The organism is Candidatus Avoscillospira sp. LCP25S3_F1 (assembly GCF_052117125.1).
In the GTDB taxonomy this organism is placed as follows: domain Bacteria; phylum Bacillota; class Clostridia; order Oscillospirales; family Oscillospiraceae; genus Avoscillospira_A.
On sequence record NZ_JBQKJT010000001.1, the window covers coordinates 165131 to 180761 of the forward strand.

Annotated in this window: 28 protein-coding genes; 23 read left to right on the top strand and 5 right to left on the bottom strand. The window is 51.5% G+C overall.

The features are described 5' to 3' along the window. Positions 1-211 precede the first annotated feature (211 nt). Positions 212-1330: a tyrosine-type recombinase/integrase gene (locus tag ACTQ33_RS00880; protein ID WP_441461302.1), complete on the bottom strand. Its 1119-nt coding sequence runs from the start codon at positions 1328-1330 to the stop codon at positions 212-214. A 214-nt stretch (positions 1331-1544) separates the two neighbouring features. Further along, the gene (locus tag ACTQ33_RS00885) at positions 1545-1916 is read right to left on the bottom strand and encodes a PBECR2 nuclease fold domain-containing protein (RefSeq protein ID WP_441461304.1); all 372 of its coding nucleotides are present in this window, start codon (positions 1914-1916) and stop codon (positions 1545-1547) included. A gap of 159 nt (positions 1917-2075) precedes the next feature. Here ACTQ33_RS00885 and ACTQ33_RS00890 point away from each other — a divergent pair, with 159 nt between their 5' ends. Beyond that, complete coding sequence (locus ACTQ33_RS00890; protein WP_441461306.1) at positions 2076-2267, top strand: hypothetical protein; 192 nt, start codon at positions 2076-2078, stop codon at positions 2265-2267. 267 nt (positions 2268-2534) lie between these two features. On the opposite strand, the gene ACTQ33_RS00895 is transcribed toward ACTQ33_RS00890, so the two are convergent. The 3 genes from ACTQ33_RS00895 to ACTQ33_RS00905 all read right to left on the bottom strand — a co-directional run bounded on the left by ACTQ33_RS00895 (position 2535) and on the right by ACTQ33_RS00905 (position 4922). Then, positions 2535-3854, bottom strand: coding sequence for a restriction endonuclease (locus ACTQ33_RS00895; protein WP_441461308.1), 1320 nt, complete (start codon positions 3852-3854; stop codon positions 2535-2537). Between the two features lie 38 nt (positions 3855-3892). Further along, positions 3893-4315 carry a hypothetical protein gene (locus ACTQ33_RS00900; RefSeq protein WP_441461310.1) on the bottom strand — a complete coding sequence of 141 codons (423 nt, stop codon included), beginning with the start codon at positions 4313-4315 and terminating at the stop codon, positions 3893-3895. Positions 4316-4574: 259 nt separating this feature from the next. Beyond that, positions 4575-4922 carry a helix-turn-helix domain-containing protein gene (locus ACTQ33_RS00905; RefSeq protein ID WP_441461312.1) on the bottom strand — a complete coding sequence of 116 codons (348 nt, stop codon included), beginning with the start codon at positions 4920-4922 and terminating at the stop codon, positions 4575-4577. A 153-nt stretch (positions 4923-5075) separates the two neighbouring features. Between ACTQ33_RS00905 and ACTQ33_RS00910 the strand changes: the two genes are divergently transcribed. The 22 genes from ACTQ33_RS00910 to ACTQ33_RS01015 all read left to right on the top strand — a co-directional run bounded on the left by ACTQ33_RS00910 (position 5076) and on the right by ACTQ33_RS01015 (position 15551). Further along, entirely contained in the window at positions 5076-5315 is a 240-nt protein-coding gene (locus ACTQ33_RS00910) for a hypothetical protein (protein WP_441461314.1), read from the top strand. Positions 5316-5331: 16 nt separating this feature from the next. Beyond that, entirely contained in the window at positions 5332-6099 is a 768-nt protein-coding gene (locus ACTQ33_RS00915) for a phage antirepressor (protein ID WP_441461316.1), read from the top strand. Between the two features lie 532 nt (positions 6100-6631). Further along, complete coding sequence (locus tag ACTQ33_RS00920; RefSeq protein ID WP_441461318.1) at positions 6632-6832, top strand: helix-turn-helix domain-containing protein; 201 nt, start codon at positions 6632-6634, stop codon at positions 6830-6832. A 6-nt stretch (positions 6833-6838) separates the two neighbouring features. Further along, positions 6839-7135, top strand: a complete 297-nt coding sequence (locus ACTQ33_RS00925) for a hypothetical protein (protein WP_441461320.1) — start codon at positions 6839-6841, stop codon at positions 7133-7135. 15 nt (positions 7136-7150) lie between these two features. Continuing rightward, positions 7151-7345 (top strand): hypothetical protein, encoded by a 195-nt coding sequence (locus tag ACTQ33_RS00930; RefSeq protein WP_441461322.1) that lies wholly within the window; start codon positions 7151-7153, stop codon positions 7343-7345. Positions 7346-7376: 31 nt separating this feature from the next. Continuing rightward, entirely contained in the window at positions 7377-7703 is a 327-nt protein-coding gene (locus ACTQ33_RS00935) for a hypothetical protein (protein ID WP_441461324.1), read from the top strand. Next, entirely contained in the window at positions 7693-7896 is a 204-nt protein-coding gene (locus ACTQ33_RS00940) for a helix-turn-helix domain-containing protein (RefSeq protein ID WP_441461326.1), read from the top strand. The genes ACTQ33_RS00935 and ACTQ33_RS00940 overlap by 11 nt, the downstream gene beginning before the upstream one ends. Continuing rightward, positions 7893-8741, top strand: coding sequence for a DUF1351 domain-containing protein (locus ACTQ33_RS00945; protein ID WP_441461328.1), 849 nt, complete (start codon positions 7893-7895; stop codon positions 8739-8741). The genes ACTQ33_RS00940 and ACTQ33_RS00945 overlap by 4 nt, the downstream gene beginning before the upstream one ends. Further along, positions 8728-9231: a recombinase RecT gene (locus tag ACTQ33_RS00950; RefSeq protein ID WP_441461330.1), complete on the top strand. Its 504-nt coding sequence runs from the start codon at positions 8728-8730 to the stop codon at positions 9229-9231. The genes ACTQ33_RS00945 and ACTQ33_RS00950 overlap by 14 nt, the downstream gene beginning before the upstream one ends. After that, the gene (locus ACTQ33_RS00955; protein WP_441461332.1) at positions 9191-9547 is read left to right on the top strand and encodes a recombinase RecT; all 357 of its coding nucleotides are present in this window, start codon (positions 9191-9193) and stop codon (positions 9545-9547) included. The genes ACTQ33_RS00950 and ACTQ33_RS00955 overlap by 41 nt, the downstream gene beginning before the upstream one ends. Beyond that, a complete protein-coding gene (locus ACTQ33_RS00960; protein ID WP_441461334.1) occupies positions 9537-10196 on the top strand; it encodes an MBL fold metallo-hydrolase in 660 nt (219 codons plus the stop codon). The genes ACTQ33_RS00955 and ACTQ33_RS00960 overlap by 11 nt, the downstream gene beginning before the upstream one ends. Next, on the top strand, positions 10193-10660 hold the full coding sequence (locus ACTQ33_RS00965; protein WP_441461336.1) for a single-stranded DNA-binding protein: 468 nt from the start codon (positions 10193-10195) through the stop codon (positions 10658-10660). Before ACTQ33_RS00960 ends, ACTQ33_RS00965 begins: the two co-directional genes overlap by 4 nt. Positions 10661-10674: 14 nt before the next feature. Beyond that, positions 10675-11547, top strand: a complete 873-nt coding sequence (locus tag ACTQ33_RS00970) for a phage replisome organizer N-terminal domain-containing protein (RefSeq protein WP_441461338.1) — start codon at positions 10675-10677, stop codon at positions 11545-11547. Between the two features lie 78 nt (positions 11548-11625). Then, positions 11626-12360 (top strand): DNA cytosine methyltransferase, encoded by a 735-nt coding sequence (locus ACTQ33_RS00975; RefSeq protein ID WP_441461617.1) that lies wholly within the window; start codon positions 11626-11628, stop codon positions 12358-12360. Continuing rightward, a complete protein-coding gene (locus tag ACTQ33_RS00980; RefSeq protein WP_441461340.1) occupies positions 12348-12731 on the top strand; it encodes a hypothetical protein in 384 nt (127 codons plus the stop codon). Before ACTQ33_RS00975 ends, ACTQ33_RS00980 begins: the two co-directional genes overlap by 13 nt. After that, entirely contained in the window at positions 12724-13074 is a 351-nt protein-coding gene (locus tag ACTQ33_RS00985; protein ID WP_441461342.1) for a hypothetical protein, read from the top strand. Before ACTQ33_RS00980 ends, ACTQ33_RS00985 begins: the two co-directional genes overlap by 8 nt. Next, positions 13067-13237 (top strand): hypothetical protein, encoded by a 171-nt coding sequence (locus ACTQ33_RS00990; RefSeq protein ID WP_441461344.1) that lies wholly within the window; start codon positions 13067-13069, stop codon positions 13235-13237. Before ACTQ33_RS00985 ends, ACTQ33_RS00990 begins: the two co-directional genes overlap by 8 nt. Further along, positions 13224-13622, top strand: coding sequence for a hypothetical protein (locus ACTQ33_RS00995; RefSeq protein ID WP_441461346.1), 399 nt, complete (start codon positions 13224-13226; stop codon positions 13620-13622). The genes ACTQ33_RS00990 and ACTQ33_RS00995 overlap by 14 nt, the downstream gene beginning before the upstream one ends. Next, positions 13619-13858: a hypothetical protein gene (locus ACTQ33_RS01000; RefSeq protein ID WP_441461348.1), complete on the top strand. Its 240-nt coding sequence runs from the start codon at positions 13619-13621 to the stop codon at positions 13856-13858. The genes ACTQ33_RS00995 and ACTQ33_RS01000 overlap by 4 nt, the downstream gene beginning before the upstream one ends. Next, positions 13848-14528, top strand: coding sequence for a hypothetical protein (locus ACTQ33_RS01005; RefSeq protein WP_441461350.1), 681 nt, complete (start codon positions 13848-13850; stop codon positions 14526-14528). The genes ACTQ33_RS01000 and ACTQ33_RS01005 overlap by 11 nt, the downstream gene beginning before the upstream one ends. A gap of 2 nt (positions 14529-14530) precedes the next feature. Then, complete coding sequence (locus tag ACTQ33_RS01010) at positions 14531-15172, top strand: hypothetical protein (protein ID WP_441461352.1); 642 nt, start codon at positions 14531-14533, stop codon at positions 15170-15172. 163 nt (positions 15173-15335) lie between these two features. Beyond that, entirely contained in the window at positions 15336-15551 is a 216-nt protein-coding gene (locus ACTQ33_RS01015; RefSeq protein ID WP_441461354.1) for a hypothetical protein, read from the top strand. Positions 15552-15631 lie beyond the last annotated feature (80 nt).

Here is a 15631-nt window from a genome sequence, read left to right on the forward strand (position 1 = left end):
TCCCACATCTCCCGACCCTGAACCGGGGGCGACAGCCACCCGTTCCGTCCTCTGCTTCTGCGGTATACATCTGAAATTTTGCACGGCTATAGCAAAAAGCACCCCGACTGCATTTGCAATCGGGGTGCTGGTACGGTAGGAGGGACTCGAACCCCCGACCTACTGATTCGTAGTGCAGAAAAACTCCTGTATTATCAACGCTTTCCGGGTTTTAGTGTGTAGACTGGTGTGTATTGCCCGAAAAATACGAATTGAGTTTTTCCGCTACCGATTCTCTCCTCGAGTTGCGAATATGTGTATAAATTTGCTGTGTAACCGAAATATCGGAGTGCCCCAGCAAAACCTTGGCTTGCTGCACATCAATACCGGCCTCATAGAGGATGGTCGCATACCCATGGCGCAGCACATGGGCCGTCAGTGTGTTTCGATGGGCCTTGTAGGTGTAAGCCCGTCCGTTCTTGTCTGTTCGCTGTTCTGGCCGCCAGTCAGAGAACCCGGCGTCTTTGCAGTAGTGCCGCCAGTGTCGTTCGTATGTCTTGCTGCTCATTGGCTGGCCGTTCTCCTGGGGGAACAACAATTCATCGTCCCGCAGCTTTGGCAGGACCCGCTCCAGATCATCCAGCAGCGGCACCTCCCGCGTACCGGCTTCCGTCTTGGGCGTCTTGATGTACGGCACACCATGGCTATAGGCCACCGACCGCCGAATGTGGATCACCTTCCGTTTCCGGTCAATGTCGGCGCCGGTAATCGCCAGGGCCTCCCCTTTCCGGCAGCCGGTATACAGCAGGAAAAACGCGAACAGTCCAAAATAGGCCCCCACGTTGTCCCGGATACGCTGTATGGCGTCATCCTCCGGGGCCTCCCTCGTTTTCCGGGGCAAGCCCTTGGGGGTCCGCACGGCCTTGGCCGGGTTCTGCCGGGTGTATCCGTGGACAATGGCATAATCCATTACCATTCCAAATAAATATTTCTGGATTTTAACCGTGTGTGCAGATAGGCCCTTGGATTTCAGGTCCAGCAGCACGGCCTCTATATCCTCGCCGCTGACCTCGTCAATGGGGACCTCCCCCACGGCGTCCTTGGCCCGCTGGATAGCGCTGTTATAGCTGGATTGGGTACCGGGTCCGATGGTCTTATAGTGCTCTTCCTGCCATTCGTCGCAAACCGTGGAAAACGTTCGTACCGGGTTCTGCGCCGCTTCGATCTTGCGCCACACCTCGTCCGGGTCCTTGGACCGGAACGCCCTCCGCTTCCCGTCAATCGTCAGGATTTTTTCATATACGCCGTTGGGCCGCAGATATAACCCGTCGGTATTCTTTTTTCTGGGCATGCGGCCACCTCCTGTGTTAAATAGAAAGCCGGGAGCATCTCAATTAAGACACTCCCGGCTTATCTTGGACTTTGGAAGGGCGGCGTATCCTTCATCTCAGGTTCCCCGAAGGGAGTGTCGGGAGCCATTTCCGACCTCAAAGACCAAGCAATATATATGCTCCTTGTGTCTTGATTATACACAGTAAACAAAAAAATGTCAACAGTTGTTTACGTCAGTTATCAATTCGTTTCAATCTTCCGCTGTTGATTCGGTTTCTCAGCTTTGCCTCTGTGATTTCAAACACACTGGCAACAAACAGGTAGTTCTCGTCTAAATCCAGTTTGATGCAAACCATCACGTTCTGGTGCAGCACTTTCACCAGTTCAATACTGTTCTTCTCTTTTGGATGTTTCCCAATGTAATCCGGATTCTGGATGATGGCCGGTATGTCGTTCAAATGCTCATTTTCACCGGCGTGCCGTTTCTGAATGTGCTTTGCCAGGCCATGAGACTGGTAGATAGCACCGCAAGGGAGCGCCTGCCCTGTCATCTGATTGAACAATTCTATGTATTCGCCAACACGAAATAGTTTCTCTGTCTGCATTTACGTCAGCCGTTCTCCCTTCTCATAGATTCAGTGCCTTTCTGGGCATGCGGCCACCTCCTGTGATTTTCGCAAACTAAACAATCGTCTGTTGATATTTACAAACATTTGTTCTATTATATATTATAAGTGCAAGGACACTGAAAGGAGGAATCACCAATGAAACCCGATGAATTTACCATGAAAGAGCGGCAGCGCATGATGGAGAACGCAAAAAAGCACCCACTGTTTGGGAGTGAAACGTGTTCCACCATCGAAGAATTGGCGTCCCACTATGGTCGGGTCATTTCCCCGGCCTATGAAGATCGGATGAGAAGTTATCTTTCTCTTCCTCCGGCAGTGCGGGAGTGATCGGTTCCCTTGTGTTCATGTCTGGGTGATGCATAAACATTAGCATCAAATCTCTGCGGCACAGGTCACACGGCATACTCCCGTTCATATTTTCACATCCGTTACACTCTGGAAACCAGCCCTGGGGAACTTTTCTCAAAATCACCTGCATTGGTTCGATTTTGAAATTGTCCCCGGGGCAGTATACGTTAAAGTTGATAATTTTTAACGATTCCATGCCAATTTCCCCCTTCCTTGGCATACCGGCCACCCCCCTGCATCGTAGCTCTATGATTTATCAGGAACCCACCTGTATGCACGTCGGAACCCCTTGTCCTCAGCTTCTTTAATAGTTGAGGCATAGAAAGCGCCTGGTTTCCCACAAATAGAAACGCGATCATATTGCTGATCGAACGGCAAATGATAGATTTTCTCACCATTCTTTGCAATATTGCACTTAATCATCGGGTAGTCTTTATATGGAAGATTCTCAACCAATTTAACATCTAAATACTCTGCGCATCTTCTTGCGACATCCGAAAGTGTTGTAGTTGTAATAAATACAGCCTTAAAATCCTTCCCCTTTTCTTCGCTGGCCAACAGAACCATGGTTGCATAGAGTTGAAAAATATGTTTTTCATGAATTATTTTTTCTTTGCCCCATCTTTTACACTGAATTACCAGAACTTGTTTATCTTTTCTGGCAATAAGATCCCGCCCCATATCTTCCAGTCCTTTTATGGCCCCGTTGTAGAGAACTCTATATCCGTCTGTTTCCAGTAAAAAACCGATGTACCGTTCATATCCAATGCCAACTCCACGATTGTTTTTTCTTTTCTCTTTGTACCTATCCAATGCGCGCTGGAATTTCTCAACTTTTGGGAGATTGGCATATTCTTCTGGTGATAAATACTCCCGATATTTCTCATATCGCTCAGAGTCATCCGCTTCATCACTCTGATTTAGGTATGAATATGCTTCTCTAGGCGGTATTTGTTTGAATTCTTCCAGCCAAGGAAATACAGATTCATAATAGTTTAGTTGATACTGTAGTTGTTTATTTTCGTAAAGGAGTTCGCGTTTTTCTTTTGCAATCCTTTTAACTTCCTCCGACGCTTTGATAGCTGGATTTTTTTTATTCCTAAGAATCTGATATGTTCGCCTGTTTTCGGAATATTCAAAATCTGCAATGATCTTTGCCAACCAAGGGTAGTTTTGCGATTCAGAATGAAGGATTCTGCTCACATCAGAATCACATTTTATTTTATAGTTATTTTTTTCTTCTTCACAATCATTTTTTATTTTATTAACTGCTTGCCTAGCGTATTCAATAGAATTCCTTTTCGCTTCATCAATTGCAGTATACAGCCATCGGTCACACTCTGTTCTGTACTCCGCGTTCTGTTTTGATATTTCCTCATCTGCCCAAGCCCTTAATTCTTCCTTGTACTCCTTGCACATTTCTTCTACTGTTTTTTTCTTCTTTTGCTTTACATAATCAGATATGCGCTTCTTTATATCATCATAGATAACGTAAAAAAACATATAAAGCGGCCATCCGAACACAAGGATTATAAGGAAAATTACAAGTATTACTTCACCGATCATACGACACCATCCCCCTGTTGGTGTAGCGGTCACCTTCCCTATTTTGTGGTACTTTCTTTAGACCTCTCAGCGCGTTGTTTTTTCTCAAAATAAACAAACCAAATATCTAGTCCGACGCTTAAAACCCAAAACCATATAATAGGCAAATCAGATTGTGTAAATACAACATATGCAGTTACGCTGGCTAGAATAATCATCCATGCACATCTAAAATATCCAATAAATATTGGAGCATCGTCCTTGCATATAAACATAAACAAACAGTTACAAGCAATAGCTGATATCAATGCTGCCGCAGTCGGCGCAGCACCTCCTAAACCAATAAATGCTGGAATAAATGGAACAAAAGAGTTTAAAAAGTTTGTTCCATCGTATGCTATAATAACAATTACAAAGAAAATTACAGTAGATAGTATCGTTGCAAGAAATGTTCTTATGGTTAATGTCATTGTTTTTTTCATTTTGTCACACCCTCAAACAATATCTCTTTCATTGTCCCATAAATAGGACTTCTCCTTAATTTCTCTGAAATCTCCATTTCGACCATTTCTGCCGGGATATTTCATGCAAATTTCCATCTTGCCATTATAGAACAAATGTTCAATAATAAAAACACCACCGGGGAAACCCGAACACGGCATGAGGTGATAAGCATGGAATCTGATCAAGTGGTAATGGAAATTATGGAAATTCTCAGAAGAATGCCAGAAACGCAGCGGCTCATTTATTTGAATCGCCTGCGCGCTGTCGCAGGTACGCCAACTCCCGCGCCAATTCATCCTCTGATAAAGAACGAAGCAGTTGAATAGCCTCGGATTCCCACCCGTCAGCGTCATCGCTGGCGGGTTTTTCTGTGTTTGCCGTATCTTCCCAGCCCATGATCTCCGCCGGTGATACATGCAATATTTCTGCAAGTTTAGCTATCTTCCCGTGTCTGATAGATTTAATGTTTCCACTTTCCCATCGCTGAACCGTGGCTTCCGCCACACCCATCTGTTCGGCAATTTGGGCCAAGGTAAGGCCAAGGTCTGCCCGTCTCCTTTTTAATGTTTCTGATAGAGAACCCATAGCAACACCTCCTATGCTGTCAATATACCACGGTTTCAAACATCATGCAACGTACAACTTTCGTTTTGTAAAAAAACTTACGCAGAACGTATTGACGTTTGACGTAAGTTATGCTACTATACTTTCGTAATACGAAAGGTTGGAGGTGATTTGATGATGCATGTAGACGTCCCAAGAGTGCGCGGCAAGATGGCTGAACACGGTTTTACCATTACATCTATGGCCAATGCCCTAAATATTGCCAGAAACACCCTCGCATCTTATTTGCAAACACCCGAAAAGATGCCCTATGGCGTTGTGGCCAATATGGCAAATTTGCTGTGCAACAGTCATGCGGAAGCAGAGGATATTTTTTTTGCCCCGAACTTACGTAAAACGAAAGATTCTGATTGATCGGAGGTCATTAAAAATGAGCAATCTAAAGATTTTCCAGAGCGACGAGTTCGGCTCCATCCGGACTGTGTCTATCGACGGACAGCCATACTTTATTGGCAGTGACGTTGCCAATGTCTTGGGATATACCAATCCCAGAAAGGCTATTTCGGACCACGTTGATGATGAAGATAAGGGGGTAACGAAATGTGACACCCTTGGCGGTCATCAAAATATGACCATCATCAATGAGAGCGGCCTGTATTCCCTGGTCCTGTCCAGCAAGCTCCCGAGCGCCAAACGCTTTAAGCGCTGGGTTACGTCGGAGGTGCTGCCGGCCATCCGGCAGACCGGCGGCTACATCCCCACCGCGCCGGGTATGTCGGACATGGAGATTCTCTCCCGCGCTGTCATCATCGGCCAGCGCACCATTGAGCAGCAGAAGCAGCAGCTGGAAGCCCAGGCGCCCAAGGTCCTGTTTGCCGACAGCGTCGCCGCGTCGGATAACACCATCCTAATCAACGACCTTGCCAAACTGCTGCACCAGAATGGCGTGGATATCGGAGGAACCCGCCTGTTCCAGTGGATGCGGGAAAACGGCTATCTGATCCGCCGCAAGGGCACCGATTACAACATGCCCACCCAGCGCAGCATGGAACTTGGTTTGTTCCGGATCAAGGAAACCACCCACGCCCATTCTGACGGCCATATCAGCATCAGCCGCACCCCCAAGGTGACCGGCAAAGGCCAGCAGTATTTCGTGGAGAAGTTCCTGGGCCGCGCCCCGGCAGAGCGGAAGGCGTGACGATGTTCAAATTCCTTGCTCACAGAATCCGTTGGTTTCCCATCCACTGGAAATTGGTCCGTCGCGGCCCCTTAACCATTCGCTATGAGATCGACGGAAAACGGTACGCCGCCTTTGTGATCTTCCGCCTGTGCAAGCCGCCCAAGACCACGCGATTTGAGGTCGTGGACGAGGTAGACCCTCGCCACAACCCCATTCCGTGGAGAACGAATCCTTCTAACATTTCACCCAGACCGACGGAGCCCCGCAAGTCGGGCAGTCAGGGAGCTCTTCCCCGTCATCCGTAATCATTGCAATGTACGGCTCGTCTCCGTCGCAGAGCGCACAGACATAGTATCCGTACGGCACCGCGTCACCGGTTCTGTACTCAAACATACCTTCCAGCTCTTCAATTTTTCTCATAAGGAACACCTCTTGTCATTAGATTTCCCGAAATATCCGGGGGTGTTGGCACACTCCAACGATATCACTAAAGAAACTAATGTGCAACTATTGTGTTCCCATTATTAACAATCTCAAAGGTGGTGATTGCATGGAGGAACGGTATACCTGTCAGCAGGTCGCAGACCTGTACCACGTCAAGATCAGAACCGTGTGGAAGTGGATTCGAGAAAAACGTCTTTCTGGCATAAAGCTGGGGAAAACGTACGTCATCCGCAAGGAAGACCTGGAGCGTTTTGAATCTGATCGGCTTACGGTTCCATATAGTCAAAATTCTAAAATGGAGGAGTGATGACCCATGCAAGCAGACGATGGAATTAAGGCCCGCTGCATTGAACTGGCCCAACACGCCGTTGGTCTGGGACAAAAACGGCCCTATACCAGACATGGAAAACAATTTTACAGACCCTACAGGAACTACTTTACCACGTTGCTGCCCTGTGAGCCGTGGGATCTGATGGTGTATGCCGAATACGCCGAAATGCGGGAATACATCCGGGATGGCCGCCGCGCCGCCACATTCTGGCTGACCCGGGCGGGCCTGGACTGGCTGGGCGAACAGTTGGGAATGCACATCTATGACGCGAGACATTGAAAGGAGGCCCACACCATGAACACCAAAAACGCCGAGACCTACCGCCGCAATGTGGAGTGGATCAAAGCAGTTTACCCGAACAAGGAACTTCTGACCATTAAGGACGTGGCCCAGTTCTTGGGCCGCAGCAATAATTTTTGTGCCCGGACCTATCCCTTTCGGAATCGTATGATTTCCGTTGCCACCCTTGCCAGTTATCTCACGGCCTGACGCCGTATCAAATCGAAGGAGGAACCGCCCAATGAACCCCGATACCTACCTGGAAGCCATTACCGCCCGCCGTTACTCTGTGGCCCTTGCGCAGCGGGAAGCCGATGCCGCCGCCCGCCGGGAAGAAATCGCCCGGCAGATTGACCGCCGCTATCCCCAGGTGGCCGCCCGCCGTGCCGTTGCCGCAGCCGGGTATACCCTGTTTGTTCTGCTGGCCGTACTGTGCGTCTTTGCCCTGGCCGCCGGGAACTTTCTGGCCCTGACCGTCAGCGCCATTCTGTCCGTCTCCGGCATTGCGCTGGCAAATTGCATGGTCTATGAGATTGACACTCTGGAGCGTGGCGATCATGGGGCTTGACCGCCGCACCCGCGTCAAGGCCCGGCTGCTGCAAATGGGCTACACCCAAGCAGAACTGGCCGACGCCATCGGCTATTCCCGGAGCCGGATTGCCGCCGTGCTCAACGGTGCCCGTGACGGACGGAACCTTCTGTCCGTCATGGAAAAAACATTGAACCAATGGGAGGATGAAACAAAGTGCAGGAAGAAATGATCCGCTTAGTACAAGCCCCCGTAATTGAGGAACAGCTACAAAAGGTTAAGGCCGCTGTGACGGCCCGTGTCGATGCGGTGTCCAACATGGCCTGTACAGTTCAGACCGTTACGGATGTGAAAAAGGCCCGTGCCGATCTCAATAAAGAACTCGAGGCATTGGAGGAAAAGCGTAAAGAAATCAAAGCTAAATGCCTAGAACCCTACAATAAGATGGAAGCCGCCTATAAGGAGTGCGTCGCAACTCCCATACGGGATGGACTGGCCAAAATGGATAAAAAAATCCAGGAAGTAGAGGGGGCGCTGAAAGCCGCCTGTGAGCAGCGTCTCCGTGCCTACTTTGCGGAACTCTGCCAGCGGGAGCGCCTTGGCTGGCTGCAATACCACCGCGCCGGTATTACCGTGGATTTGACCAGTGCTAAACAGAAGACGCCCCAGAAACTCATGGACCGTCTGTCGGAGTTTGTGGCCCGCGTTGCGACTGAGCGTGACGCCATCAATCGGCTGCCAGACGCCGACGAAATCATGGTGGAGTTTCAGAAAACGCTTTCCATGGCTTCCGCAGTGGAGACGGTGCGCCGCCGCCATGAGGAAATGGCGCGAGTGCGGCAGGCCTCCCAGCAGAATGCCGCCGCAGAAGCCGCAGAGAGCGCCGCTGTGGCCCGCGTAGAAGCCGCCGCCCCCGTTGTCGTGGAGCGCCCGGAGCCGGTGCAGACGCCCACAGCGCCACCCGTGCAGTCTGAAAAGCTGCTGCCCTGCACGTTCACCGTCACCGCGACAAAATCCAAGCTGATAAAGCTGAGAAATTTTTTGAAGCAGGAGGAAATCCACTATGTCTGCAAATGAAGTCGCCAATCGGCCTACCTTTTCCGCTGCCATTTCTACAAAAGGATATCAGAAGCTGATCAACAACACCATCAAGGACCCCGCACGGGCCCAGCGCTTTGTGGCCGCCATTACGTCCGCCGTGGCTGTCAACCCGACCCTCCAGACGTGCGACCCGTCCACCATTCTCAGCGCTGCCCTGCTGGGAGAATCCCTGAACCTGTCCCCCTCTCCCCAGCTGGGCCAGTATTATTTAGTCCCCTACTGGAATAAGCGGAAGGGATGCAATGACGCCCAGTTTCAGCTGGGCTACAAGGGATACGTCCAGCTGGCCCTTCGTTCCGGCTCCTATAAGCGGCTGAATGTTCTTGCGATCAAAGATGGGGAATTGAAGCGGTTCGACCCTCTGACGGAGGATGTGGTTGTGGAGCTGATCACCGACGAGATCGAACGGGAAAAGACCCCTACCATTGGCTATCTCGCCCCAGAAAGTGAGTTTTGCCGACTATGAAGCCGGCAACTACCCCAAGCAGGACGAATGGTTGTATTCCTCCCATTGGTACAAGGACTTTGACGCCATGGCCTTTAAGACCATGCTGCGGCAACTGATCTCCAAGTGGGGCATTATGTCCGTTGATTTGCAGACGGCCATGGAGCAGGACGACTTTATGACGGAATCCGACTATCTGACGGCCCAGGACGCCCCGGCCCCCGTACCGGCCATCGAGACGCCGGACGCCGCACCGGAACCCGCACCGGAATCTCCGGACGCCGCCCCCGTGGAATCTGTGAACCTGGATGACCTGGTGGACGACGATGCAGTTTGAGATTTTATCCACCGGTAGCAAAGGGAATGCCGTCCTGATCGGCAACCACCGAGAAATCCTCGTGGATTGCGGCGTTCCCATAGCAAAACTGGAGCCCTACGCCGACAAACTGAAACTGGTGCTGCTGACCCACATTCACGGCGACCACTTCAACAAATCGACGGTGAAAGCCCTGGCCCGCCGTCGCCCTACCCTGCGGTTTGCCTGCTGGGCCTTCCTGGTGGAGGCCCTGCTGGGGGCCGGGGTGGACAAGCGGAACATTGACGTCTGCACCGAGGAAAGCGCGTTTTATTATCCCTCCCTGTCCGCCATGGTGTATACATTTCCACTTGTGCATGACGTGGAGAATCTGGCCTATCTGGTGAAGATCGGGCGGGAACAGCTTTTTTACGCCACCGACACCGGCACTCTGGACCATATCGCAGCCCCTGGTTGTGACCTCTACATGATAGAGGCCAACCACACCAAGGAAGAGCTGGAGGCCCGGAAAAAGGCCAAGCAGGCCGCTGGACAATATGCCTATGAATCCAGGGCCGCCGCCACCCATTTGTCCCAGGAGCAGGCCATGGACTGGCTGTATCGCAATATGACCCCCAACAGCAAATACATTTTCTTGCACCAGCATGAAGAAAAGGAGGCTACACCTTGAGCCTGAATACCATTATTCTCATGGGCCGTCTGACCCGCGACCCGGAATTACGACGGGGCGCCACCGGCACCGCGATTTGTGGGTTTTCCATTGCCGTTGACCGGGACTATAAGGCAGACAACGGCGAGCGGCAGACGGATTTTATTGATATTGTCACGTTCAAAAATACGGCGGAGTTCGTCTCCAAATACTTCGCGAAAGGCCGAATGGCCGTGGTACATGGGCGTCTCCAAATCCGCGATTGGCAGGACAAGGAGGGCAACAGACGCCGCAGTGCGGAGGTGGTGGCCCAGTCGGTTTATTTTGGCGATTCCAAGCGGCCCGACGATGGACCGGAGCGGTTCAGCGGCGACCCCATTCCCTCCCCTGTCTATCCTGGCATCCCCGGATATGAAGCACCCGCCGCATACTCTCCCGGTGATTTTTCTGTTACCGAGGAAGAGGACAGCGAATTGCCGTTCTGAAAGGAGGTGCCGCTGTGGCAAAGCGGTACTACTGGCTGAAACTCCAGGAGGACTTTTTCGCCTCCCCCCGCATTAAGAAACTGCGTCGTATTGCCGGGGGCGATACCTTTACCATTATCTATCTGAAACTGCAACTTTTGTCCGTCAAAAGCGGCGGTCTTTTGGTCCATGAGGGCATTGAAAGCAAATTCTCTGACGAGTTGGCCCTACGTCTCGACGAGGACGCGGACAATGTAGCGGTTACGCTGAATTTCCTGCTTGCCAACGGACTTATGGAGCAATCGGACGAGGACAAGTACATTCTCCCCCAGGCCGTGCAGAGCATTGGCAGCGAGGGGGAAAGCGCTGCCCGAATGCGGGCGCTTCGTGCCAGACCGTCACAATGTGACGCGATTGTGATTGGTGGTGACAAAAAAGTGACTACAGATATAGATAGAGATAAAGAGATAGATATAGAGAAAGATACTACTCTACATACTGCTGCTGTAACTACGCGAGCGCCCGCGCGAGAGGAAAGCGCCGCCGCAGCCGCCGCCGTGATCGCCATGTATCATGCGAAATTGGGCCGTGCCCCAAGCGAGGACTGCGCCCAGGAGCTTGTGCATTTTCTTTCCACAATGGACGCCGCCTGCATCGAGCGCGCAATCAATATCGCCATCGACGCCGGTGCGCCGCGCTGGAATTACATTCGGTCCATTTTACAGGACAAACAGAAAAAGGGCGTCCGCTGCCTTGCCGACTGGGACCGGCTTATTGCAAACGCCACCCATCAGCAGCCGCCCCCGCCTCAGACCGGCCGGCGGCCACCGGCGGGCAGCGCCGGGATGGTCCCGCTGGGAGAGTTGGAACAGCAGGCATTGGATCGGATGTTGTCTCACAAATCATAGATAGGACGTGAGAAAATGGAGTTACTTACACACTTGTCCCTATTTTCTGGAATCGGTGGAATGGACTTAGCCGCAGAAATGGCAGGGTTTCAAACGGTTGGTCAATGCGAATTTGCGGATTTTCCGCACTCAATTTTAGAGCGACATTGGCCCAATGTTCCGAGGTGGAGAGATGTTAGAGAACTTACAGGAGAATCTTTTCGAGAAAAATCAAACGGATGCACGCCAACTGTCGTATCAGGGGGATTTCCATGCCAACCCCATAGCCTTGCGGGAAAACGTCTGGCATCTGATGATGAGCGCGATTTATGGAGTGAACTCCTTAGGGTATTTTGCGAAACTCACGCAAGATGGCTTGTGGGAGAAAATGTACCAGGGCTTCTCTCAAGTGAAAATGGAAGGTTTTTTGGACGAATACTCCGGGACTTGGCCGAAATCGGGTGTTCTGCATGGTGGTATTGTTTCCCAGCCCATTCTTGCGGAGCTAAACACATCGGAGAACGGGTTTGCATTGTGGCCACGACCCATAGCGAGCGACGGCGAAGTGTGGAGAAAATGCAGCCAATCGAACCCGATGAAAAGTATCCGAAAATGCTGGGGAACTGGGAAGCAAGACAGAACAATTTATTACCATATCCAAAACGGATTGAACCCAAACCAGGCCGCAGAATTAAACGGAATGATGATGGGCTTCCCAGAGGGATGGACAGACTGAAAGCGTATGGAAACGCTGTCAATCCATATCAGTTTTACCCTATTTTCAAATCAATATTTGATATAGAAATGAGGCTCAAAATTTTATGTCAAACCTGAAATCCATTGAATCTTACAATCTGTCCCAGCAACTGCGGGAGCAGTACCAAATGGCCCCACGGGCAGGCTGGGACCAGTCCGGGAAGCGTGGAAGGGACAACCACACAATTCTGGTCAACCGCGCACAAGTCCTGGACCTGACCGACCGGCTGAGAAGCGAAGCCAATATAGCATCTGTCTACACGTTTGAGCGGTTGAACCTTGTCAACGTACTGGAGCAGTTGGCCCGGGGAGAACATGACGCGGTCATTTGCCCGGAATGTCACCGCACCTACCAAACCGGATGGATGAACGGCCAGTGCGTTTACTGTCAGTGCCGCAAGGGCGCGTCAGACTTCGTACAAAAGCTTCTGGTGGAATCCGATGGGTAGAATGTCACGGGAGAAGGGAAAGCGCGGGGAACGGGAGTGGGCGGCCCTCTGCCGGGCGCACGGATACGGAGACGCCCGCCGCACTTCCCAGTATTGCGGCAACACCGGTGACGCGTCGGACGTTGTCGGGCTCCCCGGCATCCACCAGGAAGTAAAGCGGGTGGAACGTCTGGAATTATACTCCGCGCTCAAACAGGCCGCCAGAGACGCACAGGAAGCCGGAAACGGTGCCATTCCCATCGTGGCCCACCGGCGCAACAAAGAAAACTGGGTGGTCATCATGGACGCCGAGGACTTTTTCAAACTGTACGGCGCATGGCTGGAGGACTTGCACCATGGATGATATCCCCGAACGCCCATTGGAGCCGCCGGAGGTCCCCGTCCGCTGCTACTGCGAGTTATGCGGTCATGAAATATACATAACCGATCTTGTGACCTTTGACAGCAGCGGGCGGCCCTGCCACCTGTCCTGTGCCGGAGAAATTTTTGGAGGTGATCCAGATTAAGACGTACACCGTTTTTGACCGGTTGACCGGCAAACTGCTGGTCACCGGAACAGCGAAGCATTGCGCCGCAAAACTCGATATGCAGTATAAAAGTTTTCTGACCATGGCATGTCGCAGCGTCAAAAAAAAGACAAGATACCAAATTGACGTTTGCGAGGATATGGCAGCACCGACGCAGGAAGCCATTGCCAATTGGAACCGCGCAATCTATATCCCGAACCAAGAAAGGAAGTCGGGGCCTTACCCGTGCCGCCGGTGCCCCCGCCGCTCTCTCTGTGATGCCATGGACGCCCGCTGCAAAGACTGGGACGCATGGTATGCCGCCGCCTACGATGGAGCCGCCAAGCGGATTTCCAGCGCCGAGAGAAGCGAGGGCGACGCATGAGCCTGGACAACGTAACCCGCGCACAAATCGCCATTGCCATGCGGAACGGCCAGGAATTGGAATTGCAGTGCGGCAATATTTGTCTCCTGGTCTCGTCTGGCGGTGGCCCGTGGGGCCAAGAAATGATCTGTGGCGCGGTGGTTTCATTCCCCGGCGGACTTTGCCGGAAGTGGTGCAGGAGTGTTGCAGAGTTGGAGGAGTTTCTGGAAGGAAAGGATGAACGACATGAAAAATGAAGAAGCGATTGCTTTTTTGGAACAGTATATAGGCCCCGAAGTGTACACGGAAAAGTGCATTTCTGCTCATGCAATGGGGATATCTGCGTTAAAACAAAACAGGCTTATTAACGCAGAAAAAATGGAGCCGCTGACACCGGAGCAGTTGCGGGAGATGGACGGAAAGCCGGTGTGGGTTAAGATGAAAACTATCCATGAGTTGACCGGATGGGCAATCGTCCACATGGATTATCAAATGGATGCAATCCGTCTGTGGGAAAAAGGAGGAAATTGGCTTCGGTTCAATTCGGATGAAATGGATGTTTACGCCTACTCGACCGCCCACATTGACCGGGAGGCGTGGACGGCTGAATGGGTAAAGCACGATGGATATACCGAGTGCAGCAAATGTGAACATTGGTACGATTCCCCGGAAAACGAGGATGAAGGAGACCGCCCAGTGTTCTGCCCATCCTGTGGCCGCGCCGTGACGCCGGAAGCGTGGGACGAGCTGGAAAAGCGGATGGGGGTGATGGGGGTTAATGGAAAATGGATTCCAAACACGGACGAATTTACGCCGAAGAAGCGTTGCACAAACTGTGGATACAACAAGCCTATTGCAGCAGGAGAGTGTTTGCGGGAAGAACCAGAAAAATACTGCCCCAACTGCGGCGCGAAGATGGAGGAATGAGCGTGAAGCGGTTAACGACAGATGATAAAAATTCCATTGTGTTTTCCTTTAACACATTTTATGCGAAGGACAGAGAAATTTGGATAAGAGGCGGAGGACCAGCGCCGGATTATCAAGATGTGACACTTGTACAGTGGATTCGATCGGCTGCATCAAAGCACGGACTTGCCATAACTGCCGATGACCCGGAATGCCTGGGAGACGAAATGTACGATGCGCTCCAGGACGGAGACGAGACTGTAGAAGGTATTCTGGCTCTTATGCATCTTGCCGCGGTGCAAGCCACAGAAATGCGAGAAAGATTGAAACCCATTGAGGACATTTTGGGCGACGACTACGACCTTTACCGTCTGCGTGAGCTGATCGAGGCAGACCGGGAAGGGCGGTGCGTGGTGCTGCCGTGTAATATCAATGACCCGGTTTGGGTGACTATGGCATACGGGAAGCGATACAACCCTCCGATAGAAGGGCACGTCCAAAGATTTATTTTGCATGATGACGGAATTGTGTATCTCGAAGCAATTATATGGATGGATATTAGTGATGGGAAAAAAGAATACGGGTACAGCACAAACAGCTTTGGAAAGGTCGTATTCCTCACCCGTGAAGCCGCAGAAGCCGCGCTGCAAAAGGGGGCAGATTGATGGAATCCGCAAAGGGTAAAATCTGCCCCATGACCGGGGCCACCTGTACCGAAACCGTCTGTGCATGGTGGTGTGGTTGGGCCAAAGATTGTGCCGTTCCGCTACTGGCCGGTATGGTTGCCGACAGTGAGATTTGCCGGAATGTATTTGATGAGGTGCAAGAATGTTCTGGACAATCGTAATCCTGATCTTGGCGATTATGCTGTATCTCTCCTACCGGCTGGAAAAATCCCATCCGAAACTGGCAACCATTGCCATGTCTATCGCGCTGGCCGCAGCCGCCTTTTACATCTTAGGGATGTCCATTACAGTATATTCGCCCAAAACATACCGATGCCCCGTCTGTTCTTCAGAACTACAGATGGAAACCACTACATAGGAGGTGCGGGACATGCAACACCGCGACCAGACATACCGCTGCCGGAAGTGTGCATACTCCGGGAAATACGACGGTACCAA

Excerpts from the sequence above, each read along its gene's own strand:
- ACTQ33_RS00880 (WP_441461302.1), bottom strand. The coding sequence starts at position 1,330 with ATGCCCAGAAAAAAGAATACCGACGGGTTATATCTGCGGCCCAACGGC.
- ACTQ33_RS00885 (WP_441461304.1), bottom strand. The coding sequence starts at position 1,916 with ATGCAGACAGAGAAACTATTTCGTGTTGGCGAATACATAGAATTGTTC.
- ACTQ33_RS00890 (WP_441461306.1), top strand. The coding sequence starts at position 2,076 with ATGAAACCCGATGAATTTACCATGAAAGAGCGGCAGCGCATGATGGAG.
- ACTQ33_RS00895 (WP_441461308.1), bottom strand. The coding sequence starts at position 3,854 with ATGATCGGTGAAGTAATACTTGTAATTTTCCTTATAATCCTTGTGTTC.
- ACTQ33_RS00900 (WP_441461310.1), bottom strand. The coding sequence starts at position 4,315 with ATGAAAAAAACAATGACATTAACCATAAGAACATTTCTTGCAACGATA.
- ACTQ33_RS00905 (WP_441461312.1), bottom strand. The coding sequence starts at position 4,922 with ATGGGTTCTCTATCAGAAACATTAAAAAGGAGACGGGCAGACCTTGGC.
- ACTQ33_RS00910 (WP_441461314.1), top strand. The coding sequence starts at position 5,076 with ATGATGCATGTAGACGTCCCAAGAGTGCGCGGCAAGATGGCTGAACAC.
- ACTQ33_RS00915 (WP_441461316.1), top strand. The coding sequence starts at position 5,332 with ATGAGCAATCTAAAGATTTTCCAGAGCGACGAGTTCGGCTCCATCCGG.
- ACTQ33_RS00920 (WP_441461318.1), top strand. The coding sequence starts at position 6,632 with ATGGAGGAACGGTATACCTGTCAGCAGGTCGCAGACCTGTACCACGTC.
- ACTQ33_RS00925 (WP_441461320.1), top strand. The coding sequence starts at position 6,839 with ATGCAAGCAGACGATGGAATTAAGGCCCGCTGCATTGAACTGGCCCAA.
- ACTQ33_RS00930 (WP_441461322.1), top strand. The coding sequence starts at position 7,151 with ATGAACACCAAAAACGCCGAGACCTACCGCCGCAATGTGGAGTGGATC.
- ACTQ33_RS00935 (WP_441461324.1), top strand. The coding sequence starts at position 7,377 with ATGAACCCCGATACCTACCTGGAAGCCATTACCGCCCGCCGTTACTCT.
- ACTQ33_RS00940 (WP_441461326.1), top strand. The coding sequence starts at position 7,693 with ATGGGGCTTGACCGCCGCACCCGCGTCAAGGCCCGGCTGCTGCAAATG.
- ACTQ33_RS00945 (WP_441461328.1), top strand. The coding sequence starts at position 7,893 with ATGATCCGCTTAGTACAAGCCCCCGTAATTGAGGAACAGCTACAAAAG.
- ACTQ33_RS00950 (WP_441461330.1), top strand. The coding sequence starts at position 8,728 with ATGTCTGCAAATGAAGTCGCCAATCGGCCTACCTTTTCCGCTGCCATT.
- ACTQ33_RS00960 (WP_441461334.1), top strand. The coding sequence starts at position 9,537 with ATGCAGTTTGAGATTTTATCCACCGGTAGCAAAGGGAATGCCGTCCTG.
- ACTQ33_RS00975 (WP_441461617.1), top strand. The coding sequence starts at position 11,626 with ATGGCAGGGTTTCAAACGGTTGGTCAATGCGAATTTGCGGATTTTCCG.
- ACTQ33_RS00980 (WP_441461340.1), top strand. The coding sequence starts at position 12,348 with ATGTCAAACCTGAAATCCATTGAATCTTACAATCTGTCCCAGCAACTG.
- ACTQ33_RS00985 (WP_441461342.1), top strand. The coding sequence starts at position 12,724 with ATGGGTAGAATGTCACGGGAGAAGGGAAAGCGCGGGGAACGGGAGTGG.
- ACTQ33_RS00990 (WP_441461344.1), top strand. The coding sequence starts at position 13,067 with ATGGATGATATCCCCGAACGCCCATTGGAGCCGCCGGAGGTCCCCGTC.
- ACTQ33_RS01000 (WP_441461348.1), top strand. The coding sequence starts at position 13,619 with ATGAGCCTGGACAACGTAACCCGCGCACAAATCGCCATTGCCATGCGG.
- ACTQ33_RS01005 (WP_441461350.1), top strand. The coding sequence starts at position 13,848 with ATGAAAAATGAAGAAGCGATTGCTTTTTTGGAACAGTATATAGGCCCC.
- ACTQ33_RS01015 (WP_441461354.1), top strand. The coding sequence starts at position 15,336 with ATGTTCTGGACAATCGTAATCCTGATCTTGGCGATTATGCTGTATCTC.